The organism is Fictibacillus sp. NPDC058756, assembly GCF_042746035.1.
In the GTDB taxonomy this organism is placed as follows: Bacteria; Bacillota; Bacilli; order Bacillales; family Fictibacillaceae; genus Fictibacillus.
The window spans coordinates 40,484-66,288 of the sequence record NZ_JBHYPU010000002.1; the positions used below are offsets into that span (position 1 = coordinate 40,484).

The following is a 25,805-nucleotide window of genomic DNA, read 5'->3' on the forward strand; positions in this document are numbered from 1 at the left end:
AATTTTCATTTCTAGACCGTAATTTAAATCTATAAGATGTAAATAAAATTTATAAGCCGTAATTTATTCTTCTAAGCTGTTAATCTGCATTTATAGACTTTTCGACATTGCGAACTTAAAAGCCAGAAAAAAGAAAAGACTGACCACCGGCCAGTCTTTCACTTTATATATAGCTTACTTGTTTTCTTGTACTATCAATCTCAAAATCTTTTATATTGATCATATTGGCCGATACATAGTGATCGTTTCCGATATGCACCAGCTGTGGCGGGTATAGCGGCTTCTCTGGAAGAATGATCGGCTCGCGATATGGGTTGCGGCGTTCTGGATCTGCAACAGGTATAGATGCCAGTAATGACTTCGTATAAGGGTGTATCGGGTTGCGATACAGCTCTTCTTTTGGAGCTAATTCTATTAAATGCCCGAGATACATAACCGCTACACGGTCGCTCATGTAATGAACGACGCTTAAGTCATGCGATATGAACAGACATGTTAGATTCATTTCGGCCTGCAGATCTTTTAATAGATTTAGAACTTGAGCTTGAACGGAAACATCAAGTGCAGAAACGGGTTCATCTGCTATAACAAATTTTGGTTCTAATATCAATGCACGAGCAATGCCGATACGCTGGCGCTGACCACCGGAAAACTCATGAATCTTTCTGCTATAAGAGTTCCGAGGCAGTCCAACCTTCTCCAGCATACTCATCGCTTTATCCATCCGCTCTTTTTTTGTCCCTATTTTTTGAATATATAACGGTTCTTCAAGAATCTCTCCAACAGTTAATCGAGGACTTAAAGATTCATATGGGTTTTGAAAAATCATTTGAATTTCTTTTCGGTAAGGTCTTAATTTTCCTTCATTCAGCTTTGTGATTTCTTTACCTTCAAACCAGATCTGTCCTTGTTCTGGTTTGTATAATCTCATAATTGTACGGCCAAGTGTAGTTTTACCTGAACCTGATTCCCCAACAACGCCAAGTGTTTCCCCGCGGTGAATATTTAGTGAGACACCATCAAGTGCTTTATGAACACCAGAGCTGTCTGTAAAGTACTTTGATAAATTTTGAGCTCTTACAAGTAGGTTATCCAATGGCAATTACCTTCCTTTCATCATCAAAGAAACGAACATAATGCATCGGCTCTACTTCAATTAATGATGAAGGAGCATTAAACGAACTGCTTTCGTACGTGTACGTTTCAGGTGCAAACTTTCTGCCTTCATAGCCGGTATCTTCAAATGTATAATCGGAAATACTTTTTAAACGTTCCTCACTGTTTTCTGGATTGGGTATACTGCCGATCAGTGCTTTGGTATATGGATGAACAGGATTCTTGAAAATAGTATAAACATCAGCAGACTCTACAATATGACCGCCTAACATAACATAAACCCAGTCAGCATATTCGGCAACAACGCCAAAATCATGGGTGATCAGCAGAACAGAGGCATCCAAATCTGATTTATAATGATCAATTAAATCAAGGACCTGCCTTTGGATTGTAACATCCAGGGAAGTAGTTGGTTCATCAGCAATAATGAGTTTAGGTTTGCACGAGATTGCCATTGCAATTAGGATGCGCTGTTTCATACCGCCGGAAAGCTGCTCAGGGTACTGATCATAGATCTGGGCTGGATTTTTAAAACCGACTTGTTCCAGCAATTGCAGCGCTTCTGTCTTCAGGTCAGTTTTTGGAAGCAGCTTATGATATTTAAGCCCTTCTGTGATCTGTACGCCGACTTTCATCCCTGGATTGAGCGAGGCGATGGCATCCTGAAAAATCATGGATATTTCATTTCCTCTGATTTTTCGCATCTCTTTTTCAGATTGCTTTAACAAGTCTATTCCGTCAAAGGTGATGGAGCCTCTCTCAACCTTACCGTTAGGCGGCAAGAGATTTAATACTGAAAGAGAGGTAATGCTTTTTCCTGAACCAGATTCTCCAATCAATGCAACGGTCTGACCTTTTTCTATTTGAAGACTGACGTCATTTACCGCTATACTTTTTTCCCTTTTTTTCTTAAAAGCAACATTTAAATGTTCAATTTGTAATATATGCTGATCCATATTCTACACCTCACTTTACAACTTGTTTGTCTCTTCTACACTATTTTGAATACCTTGAATGATTAAATTAAGAGCGAATATCGTAACAGCAAAGCATGTAAGCGGAATTAATATAACCCATGGTGCAGCTTGCAATTTATTGAAGGACATTCCGATAATTCCTGACCATTCACCAGCTAAAGGAATATCTACTAGCTTTACATTAAAAGGATCACCTAGGGCTAATGTTTCCGCGCCGCCGATAAAAATAGCTAACACTCCTAAATGCGCTAAGAGTATCAATACTTGAATCATTTGCTGAGCAAATAAAAGCAGCAATTTTGTAGACAGCTCAGGGAGTACGTGTTTGTAATACACATAAGGCTTTTTTGCACCTATAGCAAATGTGTTATTGATATAGTCTTTGTTTAAAATGTTCCTGATCTCACGGGAAAAAGTTGAGATTAAAGGAGGGACACCGATACAAATTAATACAATACATTGCATCACGATTAGTTCCGTAAAACTCTTGCGCTCCATCGAATGCTTCATCAATAGTGAACTCATGAATAGGTAAGCTAGTATCGTTGTAGGAATCGTAAGTGTTGCTGAAACAAGATCGTTTAGAAAAGAGTAATTAGCTTTTGGATTGATAAGTGTGATTCCAACCGAAAGTACTATTCTAAAGAATGCGATTACAAATGCGATTAAAATGGTGTACTTAGCTCCATCAATGATTTGATAAAAAAGCTGTTTACCAAACAAATCAGTACCAAATGGTGGATGTTCAGATGGAGAATATGGAATGTGATCAATCATCTTTCCATCTTCATCATATTTAAAGTCCATCAGTTTCATGGCTTCTGACCTTTGAATATCCAAAATGTCGGTCCAAAAGAAACTGAAGACTAGTAAACCGAGAATAAAAAGCAATCCAATCAGAAATTGTGGCTGTTTTGCTAGTTTTATAATCATGCCGCATTTTCCTCCGTCTGTTTGTTATTTACTGACGCGTTATAGTTATCCGCAATTTCAAACAGGACCGAAAAAGGGATAGCAATGAATAGTGCAGTTACTAAAAAGGCGGCGCCCTTAGTATTCATTAATAAATACATAATTCCGTTCAGGTTGTAGACGTATTCCACAATAAACAGGTTTGAAAGCATGAAAACGAAGATTGTCTTTGAGTACTGAAACAGACTCGTCAGGATGTTTCTGAACACGTGTTTTAAAGTAATGTAAAAGCGGCTGAGTCCCATAGCTCTTGCTACTGTTACATAAGGTTTGTGCTGTTCTTCTCTCATTAGTAAGAGAGTAATTTTAAACAACTGAATGGTTGGCACGATTGAAAGTACAATAATTGGAAGCAGGTAAATAGGATTATTGTAGTCATTATAAAAATAGATAACGATGCCAGTCTTTTTATAGAGATAAACAATAAAAACCTGTAAAACAATGACAATAAATAAATCGGGCAGTGATTCTAATGCCGTTAAGAAGCCATAAATGATCCGCTGGATAAATCTTGGAAGCATCGTCGTAATGAATGTAAGAACGAGTGCAACAAGCAAGCCTACGAGCAGGGCAGCAAAGAAGATTTTCATGGAGTAAAAGAACTGATCATAGATTTCAGGAAACATGTCTTTCGTTACGGTTAAGCCCCTCAATGAATAGACATACACCTGTTGATGAAGCTGAGTGTTTATACCGAATATTAACGCTGGAAGAATACTGATAATAAGGATACCTAGGATGGTTGAACGCAAGCGCCTTAAATAACTATGGAAGGAAAAATACATAATACACCTCAGTTCATAAAATAGTAAAACGTATTCTAGCTGTTTACTAGTTTAGTAATTATGCGGCATCCTCCTCTGTTTTCTTTTTAACGGAGACGTTATAGTTATCCGCAATTTCAAACAGCACCGAAAAAGGGATGGCGATGAAAAGGGCAGTTACTAAAAAGACAACACCCTTCGTATACAGCAGTAATGTCAAAATTCCGTTTAAATTGTATACGTATTCTACGATAAACAGATTGGAAAGCATGAAAACAATAATGGGTTTTGAATATTGAATGAGACTCGTCAAAATGTTTCTAAACACATGTACTAATATGATGTAAAACCGGCTAAGTCCCATAGACTGGGCTACCGTTACATAGATTCTGTGCTGTTCTTCTCTCATTAATAAAAGAGTAAGTTTAAAGAGCTGAATGGTAGGTACTATGGAAAGTACGAGAACTGGCAGCAAATAAATAGGATCATCGAAATTATTATAAAAATTAATTAAAATACCTGTCTGCTTGTAAATGTAGACAATACATACTTGTAAAACAACGACGATAAATAAATCTGGAAAGGATTCTAACACCGTTAAAAAACCATAAATCATGCGCTGAATAAATCTTGGAAGCATTGTCGTGATGAAGGTAAGAATCAGTGCAATTAGTAAACCAACGATTAAAGCTAAAAAGAAAACTGTCATCGAGTAAAAGAACTTATCAAAGATCTCAGGAAATACATCGCGATTTACTGGTGCTCCCTTATACGAATATGTCGTATAAATCCAAACCTTTTCTTGTAAATGAAAGTTTACGCCAAATAAAAGCGATGGAAGCGCACTGATAAGAAGAATACCTAGCACTGTCGAGCTAAACCGTTTTGAATAGCTGCGAAAAGAAAACATGAAACACCTCTCTTCAAAATGTTTTTTAATTGAAATAATTGTAAACTAAATGACAAATTTTTGAAATTAAAATGTATGAATTTTCCAAAAGATATTTCTTTTATTTATTTGACGTACCATTTAACATAATTCATTCAAAAAATTACAAATAAAAAATACTGGAGCTATATCCAGTATTTTTGAGAAACCTTATGAAACTAGTTGGATTAGAGGAAGTACCATTAGCTGGGTTACGACATGCAGTATCATATGCGCGAACATCGCGTATTCCAAGCCTTTCTTCCAAAAAAGATATCCAAAGAAAACAGCGAGAACTCCATTTAAAACAAAAGCACGGGCTATGATTATGTTATTGAGCTCTCCATATAAAGCCTCTGTAGCTGGCAGGTGTCCCGCTGAAAAAAGAATGGCTGCCAGTATAATTCCGATCCAGTAAAAAGAGGAAGGAATGGTTTCGTTAGATTTTTTGAATATGAAAGATAATAGCCAGACAATCAATGTCATCAGGAAAAGGCGCATCAGAACTTCTTCAACAATACCTCCGTACAATACTCCCGCAAGTGTGGCTTTCCACCATACGGCACCTTCGCCATTTCCGAGCTTGGGCATGTGAGGCTGAAATAAAAACAAATCGGTTAGAATCATAAAAAAAGATCCAATTGCGCCGCCTATAAGAGCGAGTTTTAAAGCAGGCAGATCGATGACAGGTTTCTTTTTCTCAGCAATCCACGCCCTAAGCAAGGGAAGTGTCAGGCCTGTGCGTTCGGTAAGCCTTAAACCAATCCAGCTTAATATAGTAGCCAATACTCCAATTTGAAGTGAAGCTATGATTATCATTACTGGCAGTGGAAAAGGAATGGCGTCCATAATTTTTGCATACTCAGCAGCTGTTAATGTGTTTTTCAACGATTCCAGCTGAAAAGGAACTACAAAAGCTCCTGCAAGTAAACCTAATAGACCAAGAAATAAGGCGATTTTTAAGTGTTTCATTTGTTGCATCCTCCATGTTACTTATCAATATTTAAAATGTCTTTCTTTAACCACTGTATGCCTTCCATGACGAATTCTTTCTTCGGGGATGAATGCGGCGTATGTTCTAAAACCCAATAAATATTGTTCTGTTTGGCAATGAAACTCAAAATCTCTTTTATCGGAAAATAAACATCATCACTCTCATGTGATGGATGAATGGGGATCCAAATGTATTTCTCTTCAATGAATTCAATATTATGAAGATGAACAACTTTAATGTAATCCTGCCATTTTTGAATTAAGTCTAGCGGGTTCATAGATAACTTTGCAGCAGCCAGCAGATAATCACCGATATCAATGCAAAGCTTCAGTCCGTACTTTTCCCAAACGGACAGAGGAAACTTATGAAGATACTCGATGCCTTTTGCGGATCTCCCCATTCCTAGTTTTGGTTCGCAGACAATTGGCAGATTATACTTTGTCTGGAGGAGAGATAACCTTTGTAATCCTTCTTCTATTAATGTTTTAGGATCTTTTGAATCATCTTGAATATAAGGAAAATGAACAAGTATGTATGCTGCCCCAGCTTCCGCTATCCGCTTTACTTCGTTCTCAAATTGAATCCATGCTTTGTCGGGCTCATAATGCACGTATTCAATAAGATCGTATTTGCTGTCATTGCGAAAAAGGGGTGAATGAAGTCCGAAGCTTTTGTTCGACCTTTTAACCATACCTAAAAAATGTTGATAAGCATCTTCATTCTCGAATTCTCCTATTTCGATATGACTCGTTTCATCTATAAAAAGGTCCTGTAACAGGGAAATATCAGACATGATTGTACTTCCTGATATCGCTATTTTGTGTGCCATGTGCAGCTCCTTTCAGTCTTTAAGCGTGAAAAAAGACAGGATCGGCATCCCGTCTTTTTAAAATCCTCCTCCGCCACCGCCAGAATGGTGATTTTGCTGTGAAGAGTTCCAGGCAGCTGCGTTGTTGATTTTGTTTTGATCACTTACGTTTTCCTCAAGTTCATATTTTGCATTGTATCTTTTATACCTCTGTTTCGTTCTCCAATGTACAATTGCAAAAAGCAACAGGACCGCAGCGAGTGGTGATAAAATAAACACCCAAAACATTTGAAACACCTCCTAGAGATCGTGGTGCAATAGTTAATCTATGAAGTTAGTTTTTAGATATGCTTATAAAAAAGCAGGTCATCGACAAAGCGCCCATTTAAGTAAAATTCACCAACAAGTCTTCCTTGTTCCTGGTAGCCGCATTTTTTGTAAAATCGGATCGCTTTCTCATTTGTTGATAAGACGCGTAAAGAAAGCTTCGTTTTGCCGTTGTCCCGCGCCAGCTCCTCCACTGCATGCATAAGCTCAAAGCCGATGTTCTGTCCATGATAATCAGGGTGAACAGCCATCGCAAGATCTGCTACATGCAGGTTAGAAGGGACTGGAAACACATCTTTATAAAAAATGTAGCCGCAGACCTTTCCGTTGCATCGAGCGACAATTTGACTGCCGGCAGGAAACTGCTTCCCATAATCTTCAGGTGAATCCCAGCGGATATCTGGTGCAGGTGTTGTTTCTATGTTCCAAACGAGATGATCAATTTCAACAAGCCCGGGGTAATCCGCAGGTGTTGATAAGGAAATTTCTAATGCAGGTTTCTCCATGTTACACACTCCTCACCTAGAAAATTCCATAAAGAGACATAAAACTCCTTTATTTTCACAAGAATTGTTTGAAAATTGAAGGGGGTCTGTCCCGGGTCTGACCCGGGACAGACCCCCTTCAATTTAGACACAATTTCAACACATGCAACATACAAACAGCTTTGCTTTTTAGGACATGAATCACTATAATATAAGAGGAATCCTTAGAAGCAGTCCATGTACGGACTGTTTTTTGTGGTTATACAGCGAAAGATTTAAGTTAAAACTTTTAATAGAAGTCAAACAGCGAAGGTGAAAGATATGAAACGTGCTAGACTAATATATAATCCAAGTTCAGGAAGAGAAACTGTAAAGAAACAGCTTCCTTATATTTTGGATAGACTTGAAAACGCAGGATATGAAACATCATGTCATGCGACTACACCTGAAGATGGCTGCGCTACACGTGCGGCACTCCTTGCTGGGGAACGAGGTTTTGACCTTGTCATAGCAGCTGGCGGAGACGGAACAATCTATGAAGTAGTAAACGGACTTGCAAGCCTTGAGAATCGTCCAATGCTTGGTATCATTCCTGCGGGAACGACAAATGACTTTGCGCGTGCAGTAGGTGTACCGCGAACGATCGAAGGTGCTTGTGATGTTCTTTGCGGCGGTACCCACATGCCGGTTGATATCGGTAAAGTAAATGATAAATTCTTTATTAATATTGCAGGCGGCGGTCGAATAACAGAACTTACTTATGAAGTGCCGAGCAAGCTCAAAACGATGATTGGTCAGCTTGCGTATTTCCTTAAAGGAATCGAAATGCTTCCATCGATTCGTCCCACATATGTTGAGATTGAATTTGATGACAAGGAAAAGTATGAAGGCGAGATCATGTTGTTTTTAGTAGCCAATACGAACTCTGTCGGGGGGTTTGAAAAACTTGCTCCATCTTCTGAATTCCATGACGGACTTTTCGATGTGGTCATCTTAAAGAAAACAAACCTTGCTGAGTTTGTCCGTATCGCATCCCTTGCGATTCGCGGCGAACACATTCATGATGATCATGTTATCTACAAAAAAGCGAAGCGTGTTAAAGTAACACCTCGCGAAAAGATGCAGATCAACCTCGACGGTGAGCTGGGCGGGATTCTGCCAGGTGAATTCGAAAACCTGCATCACCACTTCGAGTTGTTAGTGCCAAAAGAAAGAATCAAACCATAATATAAGCAAACGAGATTGAACACCTAAGCATAGAGCTATTAGGTGTTCTTTTTTTGATGGGGAAATTAAAGGGGGAGAAATTCAATATGAAGAACAACTCAAATATCCAAAAGTATAAAAGGCTGGCACCTTTCTACGATAAGTTTATGGGCAACCGTCTTTTTCGGAAGGCACGGCAGCAAGCTTTTTCTGAAATTGAAGTTCGGCAAGGGGACTCTTTATTGTTAGTTGGAGTAGGTACAGGCGAAGATTTTCCGTTTTTGCCCGCAGGTGCGTCTGTTACAGGTATTGATCTTTCTGAAGACATGTTAAGAATTGCTGAGAGTAAAAAGATCAGCTGGGATATTACACTGCTCCAAATGAATGCTGAAGACATGGATTTCGGTAATCAAAAGTTCGAAGTTATCGTATTAAATTTAATCCTAAGTGTTGTAGAGCATCCTGAAAAAGTACTAGAGAAAAGTTTGAACTGTTTAAGCCCTGGCGGCACGTTATTGATATTTGATAAATTTATAGATTCCAATCAGAAACCGAATGTGGTTAGAAGATTCCTAAACAAAATCACTTCAGTGATCGGGACGGATATTACTCGTGATTTTTACAAAATTAAGAGTGACTTTCCGATTGAAATTACAAAGGAATACAAGACGATTAATGACCTTTATACCATTATCGTCGCACGGGAAAGCCTATCAAACGATATATCAGTATAGTCCATTTACAGTAATGCGATTTATCCCCTTTGCATGATTGTCTCTTCCTTTATTTTGTTAGAAAATTAAAGCAATTCATAAAAAAGGAAGCGGAGGGGTTTGGTTATGAAAAAGTTTTTTGCGTTGTGCTTAACATTCATGATGGCTGCAGCTTTTTTCCTGCCACAGCAAAATGCGAAGGCGGTTGCTGGTATAGAAGTAGACACGGAGTTGACGAAAGTCCTTAGTGATCTTACATCTAACACACTGGTAGAAGCGGTAGTTACGTATGAATCATTGCCGAGTTCATCAGATGTAACAGCACTGCAAAATCTAGGTTTGGAAACAAAAACGTTCAGCAAACTGCCAATGGTTGCTGTTAAAGGAACGAAGCTTGAGATTACATCACTCCTATCAAGCAGTTTAGATGCAGTATCGGTCTACCATAACAAAGACCTAAACTTTTTAATGAAAGACAGCCGCAAATTAATAGGGGCTGAGCGAGTATGGAACGAGTTAGGATTTACAGGAAAGGGTACAACTGTTGCCGTTATTGACAGCGGAATCGATGCTACACATCCTGATCTGCCGTTTGGCGAAGAAAAAGTTATTCAAAACGTAAAATTCTTAGCGGGGGATTTGTTCTCGAACGAACCGCTTTACCTTGAAAATGTTCAAAACACTGATACTTCTTCTGGTCATGGAACTCACGTTGCCGGAACAATCGCAGGACTTGGAACAGCGAGTGAAGGGTTGTATACAGGCGTTGCACCAGACGCGAAGCTGGTAGGTCTTAGCACAGGTGAAGGAATCAACATCTTTTGGGCGTTAGAAGCATTTAACTATGCGATTGAAAATCAAGAAGAGTACGGCATTGACGTCATTTCAAACAGCTGGGGAACAACAGGTGATTACTCGGCAAACGATCCAATCAACGTAGCAAGTAAAGAAGCACATGACGCTGGGATGGTCGTAACGTTCGCAGCGGGTAATGAAGGGCCAGACGATAACACGTTAAATCCTTATTCTGCAGCTCCTTGGGTCATTTCGGTTGCTGCCGGAACAAAGGACAAGCAGCTGGCAGACTTCTCATCTCGAGGAGTTGAAGGAGATAACCTGCTTCACCCGGACATTACAGCACCAGGTGTTGATATCGTTTCTACAAAATCAAAAACTGGCGTGGTCATGAACGCACTTGGTTCAGTAACAGATGCAGAATATATTGAGCCGGAACACCTTGCAAACTACACAACAGCAAGCGGCACAAGCATGGCTACACCGCACATTTCAGGTGTTGCAGCTCTAATGCTTGAAGCGAACCCGAACTTGCAGCCGGACCAAGTTCTTCAATTGCTGGAATCAACAGCTGATCCGATGGCTGGCTATAAGCTTCATGAAGTGGGAGCTGGATACGTAAATGCATATGAAGCTGTAAAAGCGGCTGGTAATTAATGAACAGTGAACAGACCTGAATTTTTGGGTCTGTTCTTTTTATATTTTGCCATTTGGTGTCCATAAGCAGTTGTGCTACAATCAGAAAAGCATAATGGACAAAAAGGGACGATGAAAATGACAAAGGCTGATTTGCCTGTTCATAAAAATGAGAGTTATGAAGTTGATATAGTAGATTTAACCCATGAAGGCGCTGGAGTTGCGCGCGTTAATGGGTTTACTTTGTTTGTACCGAATACTTTGCCTGGAGAGCGTGCAAAGATAAAGGTTGTTGGCGTTAAAAAGGGATTCGGTTTCGGAAGATTAGAAGAACTTATAGAAGAGAGTCCAGAACGAGTTGAACCGCCATGCCCGATCTACAAATGGTGCGGAGGCTGCCAGCTTCAGCATCTATCCTATGAAGGACAGTTAGAATATAAACGCAAGCAGGTAGAAGATGTACTCACACGAATCGGAAAACTTGAGGGAGTACCTGTATTGCCAACACTCGGTATGGGTGACGAGCCGTGGCGCTACCGAAACAAAGCACAAGTACCAGTAGGTCAGCGTGACGGTAGAATCATCACAGGCTTCTACCAAAAACGCAGCCACGAAATCGTAGAGATGGACAGCTGCATTATTACGGGAGATACGAACGATGATGCCGTTCAAGCGGTGAAAGAAATCGTTAATAAGTACAACATTACAGCTTATGACGAACAAAAACACAAAGGCATTCTCCGCCATATCATCGCACGATATGGTAAAACTACTGGTGATTTAATGATTGTTTTGGTCACAAACGGCAAAGATCTGCCGCAGCGTAAAAAGATTATTGAAGACATTACATCAGCACTTCCAGAGATAAAATCAATCGTGCAAAACGTGAACTCTAAGCGTACGAATGTAATTTTTGGTGATGAAACACGAGTGCTATGGGGTGCTGAATATATTCATGATTATATCGGTGACATCAAGTTCGCCATATCAGCTCGATCTTTTTATCAGATCAACCCAGATCAAACGAAAGTACTTTACGATCAAGCGTTAAAATACGCCGAATTGAACGGAGACGAAACTGTTATTGATGCGTACTGCGGGATCGGCACAATCTCACTTTTCCTCGCTCAAAAAGCCAAGAAAGTGTACGGAGTAGAAATCGTACCAGAAGCCATTGAAGATGCAAGACGAAACGCAGAATTAAACAACATCACAAATGCTGAGTTCGCAGTAGGAAAGTCAGAAGATGTGATTCCTGAGTGGAAGAAACAAGGCATCACGCCAGACGCGATCGTAGTCGATCCGCCGCGTAAAGGCTGTGACGAGGAACTCTTAAAAACGATTATCGAGATGAAGCCTGAACGCGTTGTCTATGTAAGCTGTAATCCGGCAACATTGGCCCGTGACCTCCGTGTTTTAGAAGATGGTGGATTTAAAACTGTGGAAGTACAGCCCGTTGATATGTTTCCGCAGACGACGCATGTTGAAGCAGTTGCGAAGCTTGTACTCTCATAACTTTAAGGAGCCTTATTCCTTGGTGGATGAGGCTTTTTAGTTTATTTTATTCTGTTTAATAATTTTCCATAATTTATAGATGTACAGTGATTGATAATCAGTTTAAAGACATGATATAAGTGTAAAGGAATATTTTTTTACCTGGATTATTATCCATATTGAGAGGATTTGAGCTTGAAATGATAGATAATTTTTGGCGTGATTTACCGCGTCCATTTTTTGTACTTGCACCAATGGAAGATGTGACAGATGTAGTTTTTCGTCATGTTGTAAGTAAAGCCGGGCGGCCAGATGTGTTTTTCACAGAGTTTACAAACTCGGATAGCTATTGTCATCCGGAAGGCTTAAAAAGTGTCCGCGGCCGTTTGACGTTTACAGAAGATGAACAGCCGATAGTGGCACATATTTGGGGTGATAATCCCGAATATTTCCGCCAAATGAGCATTGGCATGAAAGAGATGGGATTTAAAGGCATTGATATAAATATGGGCTGCCCTGTACCAAATGTAGCTTCAAGAGGGAAAGGAAGCGGCCTTATTCTGCGTCCGGATGTTGCAGCAGAACTTATTCAAGCAGCAAAAGCAGGCGGACTGCCTGTCAGTGTGAAAACACGACTTGGCTTCAAGGAGGTAAATGAGTGGGAGGAGTGGCTTACGCATATTTTAAAACAAGATATTGCAAACCTTTCTATTCATTTACGTACAAGAGAGGAAATGAGCCTAGTACCTGCACATTGGGAGCTTATTCCCGAAATCAAAAAACTGCGTGACCATATCGCACCAGATACACTGCTAACCATCAATGGAGACATCCCTGACCGTCAAGTCGGACTGCAGCTTGCTGAGAAATACGGTATTGATGGTGTAATGATCGGGAGAGGGATTTTTAAAAATCCCTTTGCTTTTGAAAAAGAGCCAAGAGAGCATAGCAGCCAAGAATACCTTGATCTTTTAAGACTGCAGCTTGACCTTCAGGATCAATATGCAGAAGAAGTACCGCGTTCAATCACAGGGCTTCATCGTTTTTTCAAAATCTATGTCAAAGGATTCCCTAGAGCGGCTGAATTGCGAAATCAATTGATGAACACGAAATCAACAGATGAAGTGCGTGCATTGCTTGCTAACTTAGACTGATGACTTATAAAAGCATATAGAAAATACAGTGAAAACAGTATGGAAACTCATGGGTTACATACTGTTTTTGTTTATTTATTTTTCACTTCATTACTAGAGTTCGAGTCCTTATAAATTGACTAAAAAGTTATGGGATAGAGGAAGACGGAAGCCCTTGCAGAATAAAATATGCAATCAGAATATTGTAACGACAAGGAGGAGTTACGTTATGAAATTGCTGCTTACATCTGCAGGCGTTAATAACAAAAGCATACACGATGCGCTAGTTGATATGCTGGACAAGCCGATCGCCGAATCTAGCGCACTGTGCATCCCCACTGCGATGTACGGACATCCTTGGGTCGGACCAGGCGTGAAAACTTGGGAATTCATCAGCGGGAATTCTGAGAATCCAATGGTTGATCTGGGCTGGAAGTCTGTTGGGGTGCTGGAGCTCACAGCGCTGCCAAGCATTGATGAAGAACGATGGGTACCGCTGGTCCGCGAGACGGACGTCCTGTTGGTGTCGGGCGGCGACGCTCTCTACCTGTACCACTGGATGCAGCAGTCAGGGCTGGCAGATCTCTTGCCTTCGCTTCCCGCAGTCTATGTGGGAATGAGTGCTGGGAGCATGGTGATGGCACCAAACATTGGGGAATTCTTCGTAGGCTGGACTCCACCCAACGGTGGTGATAAAACACTAGGCCTGGTCAATTTTGCAATGTTCCCCCATGTGGATCACGACATGCTGCCATATAACACGATGGCTGCTGCAGAGAAATGGGCAGCCGGGATGCAGGGGCCGGCGTATGCAATTGATGATCAAACCGCCATCAAAGTGATCGATGGAGAGGTCGAAGTTGTATCCGAAGGGCATTGGAAACTGTTTACGCAAAATTAGTTCTAAAGTAATGAAGCTTATAATTCACACTTACTAAAACAAAAGTCAGAATAAAGATTGATTAGAAGAAGGAGAAAAGCAGGATAAAAACCTGCTAACTCCTTCTTTTTTATGCTTTTATAAATTACTTAGCAGTGATTTTCCCTTATCCTATTTGGTATATTCTACCTACACACCCTAAAATAATTAGCTATAATTTATATTTTTGTAAAATTAAGATAATTCTTATTGTTCATTCGAAACTTTTTCTTCTCCTCTATAATGAAGACTATCCAATTAATAGGAGGTATTACATAGTGAAGAAAAAGCTTTTAGCACCTGTACTTTTGTCGTCAGCACTGTTGGTAGGCTCAATTCCCGTAAACGTCCTTGCACAACCTATTAACTCTAGTGAAGTTAGCGTACAAGCTTCTAAAGAGTGGAATGAAAAAAAAACGAGTGTTCCTTTTTTTGTGAAGGAGCGTTCGGCGGAAAAGTTCTCTTCTAGCAGTCCTTCTAATGCCTTAAATTATTTGAAGAAAAATCAAGATAAGATCGGGATCAACAATCCTGATAAAAATTTAAAAGTGAAAAGTGTACAAAGAGATGAACTGGGCATGACGCATGTCCGCTTTACTCAAGCAATCAATGGAATTCCTGTAGAAGGATCTGAAATTATTGCACATTTTAATAAAAATAATGAAGTAGTATCTGTGAACGGCAGAACAAATCAGACTCTTGCTGTTGAGGCAGTGGATACAACTGCTTCTCTCAGCAGTGAAGCAGCACTTCAAGCTGCATTATCGTCTGTTAATGCTCCAGAAGAACTGACATATGACCCAACTGCTGAGCTTGTCGTTTATCCTTTTAAAAATAAAAATCATACAGCTTATAAAGTGAATGTTAACTTCATGGGTGATGAGCCAGGAAACTGGTTTGTGTACGTGGATGCAAAGTCAGGAGAAGTGATTGATAAGTTTAATGGCTTGATGCATGCTGAGGAAAATAAAACGCAAACTGGCTCGGGAAAAGGTGTGCATGGTGAACACAGGAACCTGCATATTACCCGTGTGAAGGAAGATAATTCAAGCACGAAATTTGCTTTAGCAGACTACTCACATGAAAATCTTGAAGGAATCTTCACTTATGATGCTACAGCTGATTGGGACTCCAGCAATGACGCCCTATATACAGGGAATTCTGCGTCTTTCATAAGCGACTATGATCGGGCGGCCGTAGATGCTCATTATAATTCTGAGAAAGTTTATGAGTATTATCTAAACGAACATGGTCGCAATTCTCTGGATGGAGAAGGAATGGCAATTAATTCTTATGTACACATAGGTGTCGATTACAATAATGCGTTCTGGAATGGGCGTTATATGGCTTATGGGGATGGCGACGGTAAGTTTTTCATTCCATTATCAGCCGGTCTTGACGTTGCAGCCCATGAAATGACTCATGGTGTGATCTCTCATACTGCGAACTTGGCATACCGCAATCAATCCGGTGCACTAAATGAATCATTTGCTGACGTTTTTGGTGCGCTCGTTGACGACAGTGATTGGGAAATGGGCGAGGACATTATGGCACCAGCTGCAAAAGCCGATGGTGTCACAAGACTGCGCAGCTTAAGTGATCCAAACAGCGTTGTCGTAAGTAATCCGCAAAGAGCAGCTTACGGCAGTGGAGTGTATCCAGCTCATATGGATGAATTTTATAACATGCCGCTTAATGTAGATAATGGCGGTGTTCATGTTAACTCTTCCATTACAAACCATGCAGCATACTTGATTGGACAAGAACTTGGAAGAGAAAAATTAGGGAAGATTTATTATCGTGCTTTATCTGTTTATCTAACTTCAAATTCCAATTTTAGCGACGCTCGCCAGGCTCTCGTTCAGTCAGCAAGCGACCTTTATGGGGAAGGAAGTGCCGAAGAGAATGCTGTAAACGCAGGATTTGATGCGGTGGGAATTTACTAAAAGAAAAATTATCACGGATGTATTCTAGATAAGAGGCACCTCAGGAATAACCACTGAGGTGCTTTCTGTTGTCCATTTCTAATAGGAAAGCGAGCATCCTGGAATGGAAATCCACTCTACTTATAGCAACAGCAATAATTATTTAAAATATTCAAATAATTACAACTTTTATAAATAAATTGTAATCTATCAAAATACCCACTATAATACAATTTATTAGGAAGACAGTTGTCTTTTTCGGGTGGAATACATTAGGTGTACATCCTATTGTTTCCTTGCAAAAGACTTTGTTTTACTGCAGGTTTTTGAGATTAAACAGCTTTACAATTCTAACTTAGATTGGTGATGACATCTATGAAAAGTATACTGAAAAAGTGGAATCAATTGAGTCTTGTTAAACAAATCATTATTGGATTGATTGTTGGTATTATCCTAGCTGTAACGATTCCGCAAGCAGCAAAACCTGTTGTTATTTTTGGCTCTTTATTTGTAGGTGCTCTAAAAGCTATTGCACCTGTGCTGGTATTATTCCTGGTTATGTCGGCTATCGCGCAACATAAGGCGGGCCAACAAACGAACATGAAATCGATTATCTCTTTATATCTTTTAGGAACATTTCTAGCAGGATTAATCGCTGTTATTGCAAGTTTTATCTTCCCAGTAGGTTTGACCCTTGGAAAGGGAGCAGAAGGTGTAACTCCTCCGGGTGGTGTTGTGGAAGTACTCAAAACCTTGCTGATGAACGTTGTTGATAATCCATTTAACGCCCTTGTTAACGCAAACTACATCGGTATTTTGGCATGGGCGGTACTTTTAGGTCTGGCATTAAGAAATGCACAGGATACGACAAAAACGATGATCTCTAATGTTTCGGATGCTGTAGCTAAACTGGTTACTTGGGTGATTAAGCTTGCGCCGCTAGGAATCATGGGATTAGTTGTTGAATCAATCACGTCAAACGGTATTGAATCATTACTAAGCTATGGGAAGTTACTTGCGTTATTGATCGGTTGTATGATTTTCGTAGCGCTTGTTGTCAATCCGATCATTGTGTTCATGGCTATAAGGCAAAACCCTTATCCACTTGTATTCAATTGTTTGAAGGAAAGTGGTATCACAGCTTTCTTTACCCGCAGCTCAGCTTCCAATATTCCTGTAAATATGAAATTATGTGAGAAGCTAGGTTTGGATAAGGATAGTTATTCAGTATCCATTCCATTAGGGGCAACCATTAATATGGCTGGCGCTGCTGTTACCATATCAGTTTTGACACTTGCCGCTGTTCATACACTAGATATTCAGGTTGATCTGGGTACTGCAATTCTCCTTAGCGTCCTATCCGCTATCTGTGCTTGTGGCGCTTCAGGGGTTGCTGGTGGATCACTATTACTGATTCCTCTCGCTTGCAGTTTATTTGGAATTCCAGGTGATGTGGCTATGCAGGTAGTTGGAGTAGGCTTTATCATTGGCGTGCTGCAAGACTCATTTGAAACGGCTCTGAACTCATCAACTGACGTACTTTTTACTGCTGCAGCTGAATATAAAGAGTGGCGTAAAGATGGCAAAGAAATAAATATTGAAAAAGCAGCTTAAGCAAGAAATTTTCTTGCATTGCAAAAAGAATGGCACCCCAACGATCTTAGTGTTGGAGGTGCCGTTTTCGTTCACAAATACCCATAATATAAGAGGAATTATTAGGAAGTGCATGGAATGACTTAAGTGGTGATTATTTTATAACCACAGGAGGTTAATCATGGGAAGATTAATTCATTTTGAAATTCATGTGGATGACATGGAACGAGCAATGAAGTTTTATGGAGAAGTGTTTGGTTGGTCGTTTCAGGATTGGAGTGAGTACGCGGGATTGCCATATTTTGGAGCAGTAACAGGTGACGAGAATACACCAGGGATCAATGGCGCTCTAATGAAGCGGCAAAGTCCACCGCCAGAACCTAATCAACCTGTAAATGGCTTTACTTGTACAATGGGAGTAGAAAATTTCGACCAGACAGAGAGTAAGATTCTAGAGCATGGCGGGAAGGTCGCAATGCCAAAATATGCGCTTCCAGGAATGGCGTGGCAAGGATATTACATAGATACAGAGGGTAATATTTTCGGAATCCATCAACCTGATGAAAATGCAAAATAAATAATTCAAGAAGGCAACACCCGATCTTGGGGAGTTGCCTTTTTAAATTTTATACAAATTATCAGTCTGAATGATGTCCATTTAGCTTTGAAAAATTAGCCCCATGAAAAAAATTACAGGGCAGGATTGTTAACGGTCTCATCATGTCGTGATCTTCGTGCTCTAAACGGTGGCAGTGCCATATATAATCCCCGCAATAAGGCTGGAACTTCATAATGATTCGAACCGTTTGTCCGCCTGCTACGAGAACGGTATCTTTCAAACCGAAATCTGCTGGGAGAGGTTCTACTAGATTTCCGTTCTCATCGTAACGATCAATTACGCGGAAATTGACCAGATGTATATGAATAGGATGAATCCCGGGAGTTTCATTCACTAGCTCCCATATTTCTGTAGAACCAATCAGCGGTGTCTCTGTTTTTGGATCCATCCATGTTTTATCATCAAACAATAGCATAAGGCGTCCGAATTCATCTTGTGAATCCTGTAATGTTAACCGTCTTACTTTTCTTACACAATTTAATGAAAAAGGCTCAATGTGACTTAGGTGGAGTGGGACCCATGATTGATCAGGAAAAGATAAAGGCTTAGTTACTTGGATTTCCATGATATCTCCGGTTGGATTTCCTAATTCAAAACCATCTTGCAATACAATGTTTTGTCCTCTTAGCTTTGAAAAATCAACAACGATATCAACACGTTCGGCTGGTGAAACATCTAAACTTTCTACCCTGATGGGGCGTTCAAGAAGGCCGCCATCCGTCCCAATTAAATAAAATGGCATATGGTTGCTGAATTGATATTTATATGTTCTGGTATTAGAAACGTTCAAGAGGCGAAATCTGTACTTTCGGGGCTGCACTTGTAAATATGGCCAAACTTTTCCGTTGACGGTAATGGTATTCCCTAAAAATGCTGAGACGATAGAAGGGTATGGTATATTAGGTGGCGGATTTTCTGGCTGGGCAGGATAGAACAGCGAACCATCTGGATTAAAGGATTTATCTTGAATGACAAGCGGTATTTCGTATTTTCCTTTTGGAAGCGGAAGTGTTCTTTCATGCTTATCGCGAATAAAGTAAAGACCTGCAAGACCTGCATACACATTTAAGCGGGTAATAACGAGTGCATGGTCATGATACCAAAGGCAAGATGCCCGTTCTGCATTCGGATAATGATAGATTTCTTTCTTAAAGTGAGGACCAGTTTGCCAAAAGTTTCTCGTAAACCATGCTTCAGGATGACCATCGCTGTCTGGTTCTTATGGACTTTCATGCAGATGGACAACGGTACGCACTTCCGGATTATGATGGGCTCCGTGAATCGTTTTATCAACAGGTAAAAAATGTTTAAGGGGTAAATGGTTTGTCCATCTCACATATATAGGCTGATTTCTTTCAACATTAAATGTTGGACCAGGCACTAGCCCATTGTAGCCCCATACTTTGGCTGCAGGCAGATCTCTATGAAACTTGTGAAGGGTCTCGATCATACGCATCTCATACAGAGGTTCCCCTTTAAATTGTTCCTTTGGCTTAATTTTTCTAACTCCAAATAATTCAATCTCCTTTTTAAAAGTGTCCCCTTCTATAATCAATGGCTATCAAATAGTTATTGCTTGTTTGAATGCCCAGTCATAAAACTTTTTTAAAGCAAGATGCGCATTTGGCTTTGAAGCTGCCTAGATATATAAGCAGTCGCTAAAAAAGGGAATTCGATTAACTAATACCAAATGTTTTTTTATCAATAAGTCTTTCATACTATTAAATGAATATCTTTAATTAATGGGTCTTTAGTTGTCTATATTAATTAGGGGGAATGTTATGAAAGCTATCGTTTGTAACAAATATGGTTCACCTGATGTACTTCGATTTGAAGAAGTAGAAAAGCCTATTCCAAAGGACAATCAAGTACTAGTGAAGGTTCATGCATCATCCTTAAATTATGGCAATTTGGTTCTTTTAAAAGGAGAACCGTTCTTGGCCCGCTTTGCTTTCGGTCTCACAAAACCAAAATACCCAATACCCGGAGGTGACATTGCCGGGCGGGTGGAAGCTGTCGGAAAAGATGTAATACAGTTTAAGCCGGGTGATGAAGTGTTCGGTGATCTTTCAAGTTGTGGGTGGGGTGGTTATGCTGAATATGTAACTGCAGCCGAAAGTGCATTAGCAATGAAACCAGCTAATCTATCTTTCGAAGAAGCCGCTGCGGTACCGATGGCGGCAGTTACTGCCCTTCAAAGTCTGCGCGATAAAGGTAAAATCCAGACCGGCCAAAAAGTTTTGATTTATGGTGCCTCTGGCGGTGTGGGAACATTCGCTGTTCAAATTGCAAAATCATTTGGAGCTGAGGTAACGGCTGTATGCAGTTCGAGAAACTTAGGTATTGCGCGCTCAAATGGTGCAGACAATATAATAGATTATACGAAAGAGGATATTTCTGAAAAAATTGACCATTATGATCTGATTCTTGGTGTTAATGGTTCTCAGCCAATTTCAGTATATAAAAGAGCTTTAAAACCTAATGGAATTTTTGTTAATGTAGGAGGTTCAGGTTCTCAATTGTCCCAAGCTATGTTTCTAGGTCCGTGGATTTCAATGACAGGGAGTAAGAAGGTAAGTACCTTTTTACAAAGGCAAAACCAAAAGGATCTAATTTATGTGAAAGAACTTCTTGAGACCGGCAAAGTAAAACCTGTTATTGATAGATGTTACAAGTTAAGTGAAGTATCCGAGGCTTTTAGGTACTTTGAAGAAGGACACGCTCAAGGGAAAGTAGTTATCACGATATGAAGAGTGAATGGGATTTATCTTATAATCGGATCAGTTTTAAGAAGGAGCTCGCTGTATGGAGTTCCTTTTTTCATTTTGTAAATCAGAAGCAGTCTCATTCAAATGGTATAATTTTATACAATAAGGTTATTTTGTTAGATTCTTTAATAATCTGGCTAAACTATTTTTAGGAATAAAAATTATGAAATGGGGGTGTTGGCATTGAAAAGGTTTTTATTCATTCTGGTTTCGGTTTTATTACTTTCTGGATGCTTCAATGATGGCAAAAATACATCCGAGGAAAGCGAGAAGGATACAGTAGAAGTTCTTGCAAGACAAGCTGAGGTGATTACAACAGATTTGGACATACCTTGGAATATTACAAAACAGAATAACACCTTTTATTTAAGCCAACGACCTGGCTATATTGTTAAAGTTGATGGTGATAGCGGAACAAAAACGGTTCAAAATATGGAAGTTACAAAGAAAATTCTGCACAGTGGAGAGGGAGGATTGCTAGGTTTCATTCTGGCTCCTGATTTTAATACTTCTCAAGAAGCGATCGCATACCATACCTATAGAGAAGATGGTGCTGTTTTAAACCGAATAATTGCATTGAAATTGGCCGGTAATACATGGACGGAAAAAGGAATTATACTTGAGGAAATCCCAGGAGGCAGAATCCATAACGGCGGACGAATTCAAATTGGCCCTGATGGTAAATTGTATGCTACCGCTGGCGATGCAGGGAATCCGGAAAATGCTCAAAACCTTCAAACGTTAGCCGGGAAGATCTTACGCATGGAGTTGGATGGTTCGATTCCGGGCGATAATCCATTTAATAATTCTCTTGTCTATTCATATGGCCATCGAAATCCGCAAGGGCTAGCTTGGGACAAAAACGGAATTCTGTATAGCTCAGAGCATGGTCAATCTGCACATGATGAAATTAATTTAGTTGAGCCAGGGAAAAACTATGGCTGGCCGAATATTGAAGGCGATGAACAAGAATCTGGCATGGTTTCACCGATTTTTCATTCAGGGGATGATACGTGGGCACCATCGGGAATGGCCATTACAGATAACAAAATCTATGTATCGAATTTACGCGGCGAACAAATTTTAGTGGTTAATCTGGATGAGAAAACGGTCGATACTTTTTTTCAAAGTGCAGGGAGAATGCGTGATGTGCTGATTGAAGGTAACGCATTATATACGATTACGAATAATCGTGACGGAAGAGGCACTCCGCGAGAAGGAGATGATAAATTGTTGAAACTGCCTTTATTGGAGCAGTGATAAATTCGCTTAAATTACATTGAAACAAAAACACCCATATCTCATATGATATTATGAATTTTTAAAAGTGGGTGAAAGTGTTGAATTCTTATAGATATAGACAGGATTGGACAGCTGTTTTACAACTTCTAAATCAAAGCTTATATGCCGAGGAAATGGTTTGTTCCATGAGTACTCAATTATTTGTTATCCCGGCAACAGCAGACCTAAAAGGAAATGCTGAAATGCACAACAGTCTAGTCCCAGCTTCATATCATCGAGTGACAGCAGCAGGAAGTGCAATACGTCTGCAAAACGGTGAAACGCATGAGACAATCATTCGCATTTTGGTTTCATGTGTAAACAATGGACTGAAAAGAGATCAAGAAGTAACCAAATGGCTGCCTGTAATGAGAGACGATGCCCCTGATGAGTTTAAACCATTTCTTGAAAACATAATCAGCTGGCAGCAGCAAGCAGTACAAAGATTAACTTCAGCTAAACAGCTTTTAGGGCAAATGGGTTATGAATCTCAATAAATTTAAGATTTGTCATTTATGAAGGTCAACATTTTGTGTTGGCTTTTTATTATTTCTCTATTAAGCTTAGATTGTTCAATAGGAGAGGGAGATAAATGATGGATAATTTGAAGAGTATTTTTACAAAAAATGATTTCAAGTTGACAAAGGAAACGAGCAAAGCGATTGAATTGAAAACATACATACTGGGGATGTCATGTCATTTATTTGCTGCCAAATAAAGAGATTAGCATAGTGGTTCATCCTCAAACAGTGGAAGAAAATAAAGGATTGCAACATAAAAGTAACGGAATTTATAACAGTACTGCACTTAGCCGGTTCCAAAAAGAGTTAATACAGGTCAAACACCTATAACGTATGGCTATTCATATAAATTTAAGTCCGAAAGTGAATTATACCAATTTTTAAGGGCTGTTAACCTTATTATTTTTCATACATAATTTCTAGCCACTTCATAAATTTTACATAGTAACAATTCTCCATACTGCCCATAGGATATGTATAAAAGTCCAGTTAGGCAAGGAGCATTATTTATGTATAACTATTACAGAGTGGATCCAAGTGTTGTTTCTTTTGCCAAAGGTGATGTCACGGGAGATAAGGTTCCTGACAACGTGTACTTAACGGGAACAAAAACACCTGACAGTCCCTTTATTCAAAACATTACGCTTGTCGTTCAGGACGGAAGAACAGGTGCATATAAATCAGTGGATCTATCCGATAACGCTGGTTATAACCCCACGTTATTTTTAGGGGATTTTACCGGAAACGGTGTGGACGATATTTTAATACGCATTGACTCAGGGGGAAGCGGCGCGTTCACATATGACTACGTTTTTTCTTTCGTAAATAATAACCCGCAGATGATATTCGATTTTAATGTATATAACGAACAATTTCAGTATGATGTTAATTTCCAAAACAACTGCAAAGTGAAAGTAGTCAGCAGGATTAATAATCTCACATACTTAATTGATATTTCTTTAAGAGATCCAGAGTACTTGACCGAAATTTATGATGCGAATGGAAAATTGAAAAGTCCTATTGAGGGCTTTGTTAATCCACTAAGCGGGTTATATCCCTTAGATTTTGATTCTAATGGAGTCTATGAGCTGATGGCGTATCAAAAAATAGCAGGAAGGTATAATGCCGATGCACTCGGTTATGTGGTGAACACACTGGCTTGGAAAGAAAACCGCTTTAACCTTCAAAATCAAAATGTCGCCATTTCTGGTTATTAACAAAAAGATCTAGTCTTCGGGCTAGATCTTTTTAATTTAAGCTATATATCGTCCATGATAGAAAAGTGGCAAATGAACTCCAAAGAAGATAAGGGACAAGGAGCAGGCAGAGACTTTGTTTAATCGGCCGGCAACGATGATTAAAAGAAGAGTAGTCAAGGCAATCAAAAATGCATCAACAGTTGCTGCGAATAAATCTTTATGGCTGAATTGAAAATTTCATGTTTTACCTCCTGTTTAGTAGGGGAGAATACGAAAAGCGATGAGTCTGCATCTTCTTAGAAGTATACTGTTCCCTTTATGATTCATTACTAAAACGAAGAATCGTATCTTTTGATTTTGGGAGCACAGAATATTATTATAATAGTTACTTAAAAAAAGAAAGTATAAAAAAGATAAAAAGGTGGAGAGAGAACATGATGAACGAGAAGTATGCGCCAATGTTTAAGTCATTTAGTTTCAAAAACGGGATTGAGTTGAAAAACCGATTAATCATGGCGCCAATGACCAATTTCTCATCTAATCCAGATGGGACGGTAACCGACCAAGAGATCCGTTATTATGAGCGACGGTCTGAAGGTGTTGGTATGGTCATTACAGCCTGTACAAACGTTACAGCGAACGGTAAAGGGTTCCCAGGTGAATTTGCTGGGGATACAGACGATATGATTCCAAGTCTGCGGCGGTTGGCTTCGGCTATAAAAGGGAAAGGTTCAAAGGCTATTCTCCAGATTTTTCATGGTGGACGGGAGGTTCCGCCTGAACTAGTTCCAAACGGAGACGTCGTAAGTGCAAGTGACATACCATCCGCAGAAGGTAAACCAGTTCCGCGACCATTAGATGTTCATGAGGTGGAATCTATTATTCGGGATTTTGGAGAAGCTACAAGACGGGCAATCGAGGCAGGTTACGATGGCGTTGAGATTCACGGTGCAAATGGATATTTAATTCAGCAGTTTTTCTCGCCTCACGCTAATCGCCGTGAAGATCAATGGGGTGGTTCTTTAGAAAAACGTATGGCTTTTCCCCTGGCTGTAGTTGACTCTGTTAAAAAAGCAGTTGCTGAACACGCAGATGATTCATTTCTCGTCGGTTATCGTTTTTCACCAGAAGAACCTACAACACCAGGGATCACGATGGCTGATACACTAGCACTTGTAGATGCGTTAAGTGTAAAAAAGCTGGATTACCTTCATGTTTCCCTGATGGATTTCTGGTCAGAGCCAAGACGTGGAGTTGAAGATAAACGTCCTCGTATTGAGATTATCAATGAAAGAGTGGGAGATCTCGTACCAGTTATTGGTGTTGGTTCAATCTACACTGCTGATGATGCACTTGCTGCAATTAAAACAGGAGTACCTTTAATAGCGCTTGGTCGAGAGCTTATTATTGACCCGGATTTTGTGAAAAAAATTGAACAAGGTAAAGAATCAGAGATCGTTACTAAGATTGATAAAACGAAACAAGAGGAACTAGTCGTTCCAGATCCCTTATGGAAGGCTATTGTGAGTACACCTGGTTGGTTCCCCGGAGTTAATTAATGAAGAGGAGCAGGATTACCCTGCTTCTTTTTTGTTGTTCGTTATGCATTTAATATCATCCTGCAGAAAATCA

23 protein-coding genes and 2 pseudogenes are annotated in these 25,805 nt (G+C 39.8%); 14 read left to right on the forward strand and 11 right to left on the reverse strand.

Annotated elements, in window-relative coordinates:
• Positions 1–163 precede the first annotated feature (163 nt).
• From ACFW35_RS17055 to ACFW35_RS17095, 9 genes are all read right to left on the reverse strand, one after another.
• Positions 164–1,096: an ABC transporter ATP-binding protein gene (locus tag ACFW35_RS17055; protein WP_379847619.1), complete on the reverse strand. Its 933-nt coding sequence runs from the start codon at positions 1,094–1,096 to the stop codon at positions 164–166.
• Positions 1,089–2,072, reverse strand: a complete 984-nt coding sequence (locus ACFW35_RS17060) for an ABC transporter ATP-binding protein (RefSeq protein WP_379847620.1) — start codon at positions 2,070–2,072, stop codon at positions 1,089–1,091. Before ACFW35_RS17060 ends, ACFW35_RS17055 begins: the two co-directional genes overlap by 8 nt.
• A 15-nt stretch (positions 2,073–2,087) precedes the next feature.
• A complete protein-coding gene (locus ACFW35_RS17065; RefSeq protein ID WP_379847622.1) occupies positions 2,088–3,026 on the reverse strand; it encodes a hypothetical protein in 939 nt (312 codons plus the stop codon).
• Positions 3,023–3,718: an ABC transporter permease subunit gene (locus ACFW35_RS17070; protein WP_379847623.1), complete on the reverse strand. Its 696-nt coding sequence runs from the start codon at positions 3,716–3,718 to the stop codon at positions 3,023–3,025. Before ACFW35_RS17070 ends, ACFW35_RS17065 begins: the two co-directional genes overlap by 4 nt.
• Positions 3,719–3,908: 190 nt before the next feature.
• The gene (locus tag ACFW35_RS17075) at positions 3,909–4,739 is read right to left on the reverse strand and encodes an ABC transporter permease subunit (RefSeq protein WP_379847625.1); all 831 of its coding nucleotides are present in this window, start codon (positions 4,737–4,739) and stop codon (positions 3,909–3,911) included.
• A 189-nt stretch (positions 4,740–4,928) separates the two neighbouring features.
• Positions 4,929–5,729, reverse strand: a complete 801-nt coding sequence (locus ACFW35_RS17080; protein WP_379847627.1) for a CPBP family glutamic-type intramembrane protease — start codon at positions 5,727–5,729, stop codon at positions 4,929–4,931.
• Between the two features lie 17 nt (positions 5,730–5,746).
• Entirely contained in the window at positions 5,747–6,580 is an 834-nt protein-coding gene (locus ACFW35_RS17085) for a sugar phosphate isomerase/epimerase (RefSeq protein WP_379847629.1), read from the reverse strand.
• 57 nt (positions 6,581–6,637) lie between these two features.
• Complete coding sequence (locus ACFW35_RS17090; RefSeq protein ID WP_077365076.1) at positions 6,638–6,847, reverse strand: hypothetical protein; 210 nt, start codon at positions 6,845–6,847, stop codon at positions 6,638–6,640.
• 53 nt (positions 6,848–6,900) lie between these two features.
• A complete protein-coding gene (locus ACFW35_RS17095) occupies positions 6,901–7,392 on the reverse strand; it encodes a GNAT family N-acetyltransferase (protein WP_379847631.1) in 492 nt (163 codons plus the stop codon).
• A 300-nt stretch (positions 7,393–7,692) separates the two neighbouring features.
• Between ACFW35_RS17095 and ACFW35_RS17100 the strand changes: the two genes are divergently transcribed.
• From ACFW35_RS17100 to ACFW35_RS17140, 9 genes are all read left to right on the forward strand, one after another.
• Positions 7,693–8,598, forward strand: a complete 906-nt coding sequence (locus ACFW35_RS17100) for a diacylglycerol kinase (RefSeq protein ID WP_379847632.1) — start codon at positions 7,693–7,695, stop codon at positions 8,596–8,598.
• 86 nt (positions 8,599–8,684) lie between these two features.
• The gene (locus ACFW35_RS17105) at positions 8,685–9,311 is read left to right on the forward strand and encodes a class I SAM-dependent methyltransferase (protein ID WP_379847634.1); all 627 of its coding nucleotides are present in this window, start codon (positions 8,685–8,687) and stop codon (positions 9,309–9,311) included.
• A 105-nt stretch (positions 9,312–9,416) separates the two neighbouring features.
• Positions 9,417–10,742 (forward strand): S8 family serine peptidase, encoded by a 1,326-nt coding sequence (locus tag ACFW35_RS17110; protein ID WP_379847635.1) that lies wholly within the window; start codon positions 9,417–9,419, stop codon positions 10,740–10,742.
• Positions 10,743–10,859: 117 nt separating this feature from the next.
• On the forward strand, positions 10,860–12,236 hold the full coding sequence (rlmD, locus tag ACFW35_RS17115; protein ID WP_379847637.1) for a 23S rRNA (uracil(1939)-C(5))-methyltransferase RlmD: 1,377 nt from the start codon (positions 10,860–10,862) through the stop codon (positions 12,234–12,236).
• Between the two features lie 179 nt (positions 12,237–12,415).
• Complete coding sequence (locus tag ACFW35_RS17120) at positions 12,416–13,369, forward strand: tRNA dihydrouridine synthase (protein ID WP_379847638.1); 954 nt, start codon at positions 12,416–12,418, stop codon at positions 13,367–13,369.
• 208 nt (positions 13,370–13,577) lie between these two features.
• Positions 13,578–14,249, forward strand: a complete 672-nt coding sequence (locus ACFW35_RS17125) for a Type 1 glutamine amidotransferase-like domain-containing protein (protein WP_379847640.1) — start codon at positions 13,578–13,580, stop codon at positions 14,247–14,249.
• A gap of 296 nt (positions 14,250–14,545) precedes the next feature.
• Positions 14,546–16,213 (forward strand): M4 family metallopeptidase, encoded by a 1,668-nt coding sequence (locus ACFW35_RS17130; protein ID WP_379847641.1) that lies wholly within the window; start codon positions 14,546–14,548, stop codon positions 16,211–16,213.
• Between the two features lie 354 nt (positions 16,214–16,567).
• Complete coding sequence (gene sstT / locus ACFW35_RS17135; RefSeq protein ID WP_379847643.1) at positions 16,568–17,806, forward strand: serine/threonine transporter SstT; 1,239 nt, start codon at positions 16,568–16,570, stop codon at positions 17,804–17,806.
• A 160-nt stretch (positions 17,807–17,966) separates the two neighbouring features.
• Entirely contained in the window at positions 17,967–18,362 is a 396-nt protein-coding gene (locus tag ACFW35_RS17140; RefSeq protein WP_379847644.1) for a VOC family protein, read from the forward strand.
• Between the two features lie 61 nt (positions 18,363–18,423).
• Here ACFW35_RS17140 and ACFW35_RS17145 read toward each other — a convergent pair.
• A pseudogene (locus ACFW35_RS17145) lies at positions 18,424–19,926 on the reverse strand (multicopper oxidase family protein).
• A gap of 259 nt (positions 19,927–20,185) precedes the next feature.
• On the opposite strand from ACFW35_RS17145, the gene ACFW35_RS17150 reads away from it, so the two are divergent.
• The 4 genes from ACFW35_RS17150 to ACFW35_RS17165 all read left to right on the forward strand — a co-directional run bounded on the left by ACFW35_RS17150 (position 20,186) and on the right by ACFW35_RS17165 (position 24,191).
• Complete coding sequence (locus ACFW35_RS17150; protein WP_379847646.1) at positions 20,186–21,154, forward strand: NAD(P)-dependent alcohol dehydrogenase; 969 nt, start codon at positions 20,186–20,188, stop codon at positions 21,152–21,154.
• Positions 21,155–21,346: 192 nt separating this feature from the next.
• Entirely contained in the window at positions 21,347–22,432 is a 1,086-nt protein-coding gene (locus tag ACFW35_RS17155) for a PQQ-dependent sugar dehydrogenase (protein ID WP_425590104.1), read from the forward strand.
• Positions 22,433–22,599: 167 nt separating this feature from the next.
• A complete protein-coding gene (locus ACFW35_RS17160; RefSeq protein ID WP_379847650.1) occupies positions 22,600–22,950 on the forward strand; it encodes a hypothetical protein in 351 nt (116 codons plus the stop codon).
• A 533-nt stretch (positions 22,951–23,483) separates the two neighbouring features.
• Positions 23,484–24,191 (forward strand): VCBS repeat-containing protein, encoded by a 708-nt coding sequence (locus ACFW35_RS17165; RefSeq protein ID WP_379847652.1) that lies wholly within the window; start codon positions 23,484–23,486, stop codon positions 24,189–24,191.
• A 31-nt stretch (positions 24,192–24,222) separates the two neighbouring features.
• On the opposite strand, the pseudogene ACFW35_RS17170 reads toward ACFW35_RS17165, so the two are convergent.
• Positions 24,223–24,407: pseudogene (locus ACFW35_RS17170) on the reverse strand (tryptophan-rich sensory protein); the annotation flags it as partial.
• A 200-nt stretch (positions 24,408–24,607) separates the two neighbouring features.
• Here ACFW35_RS17170 and ACFW35_RS17175 point away from each other — a divergent pair.
• Complete coding sequence (locus ACFW35_RS17175) at positions 24,608–25,732, forward strand: NADH-dependent flavin oxidoreductase (protein ID WP_379847653.1); 1,125 nt, start codon at positions 24,608–24,610, stop codon at positions 25,730–25,732.
• The last annotated feature ends 73 nt before the right edge of the window (positions 25,733–25,805 follow it).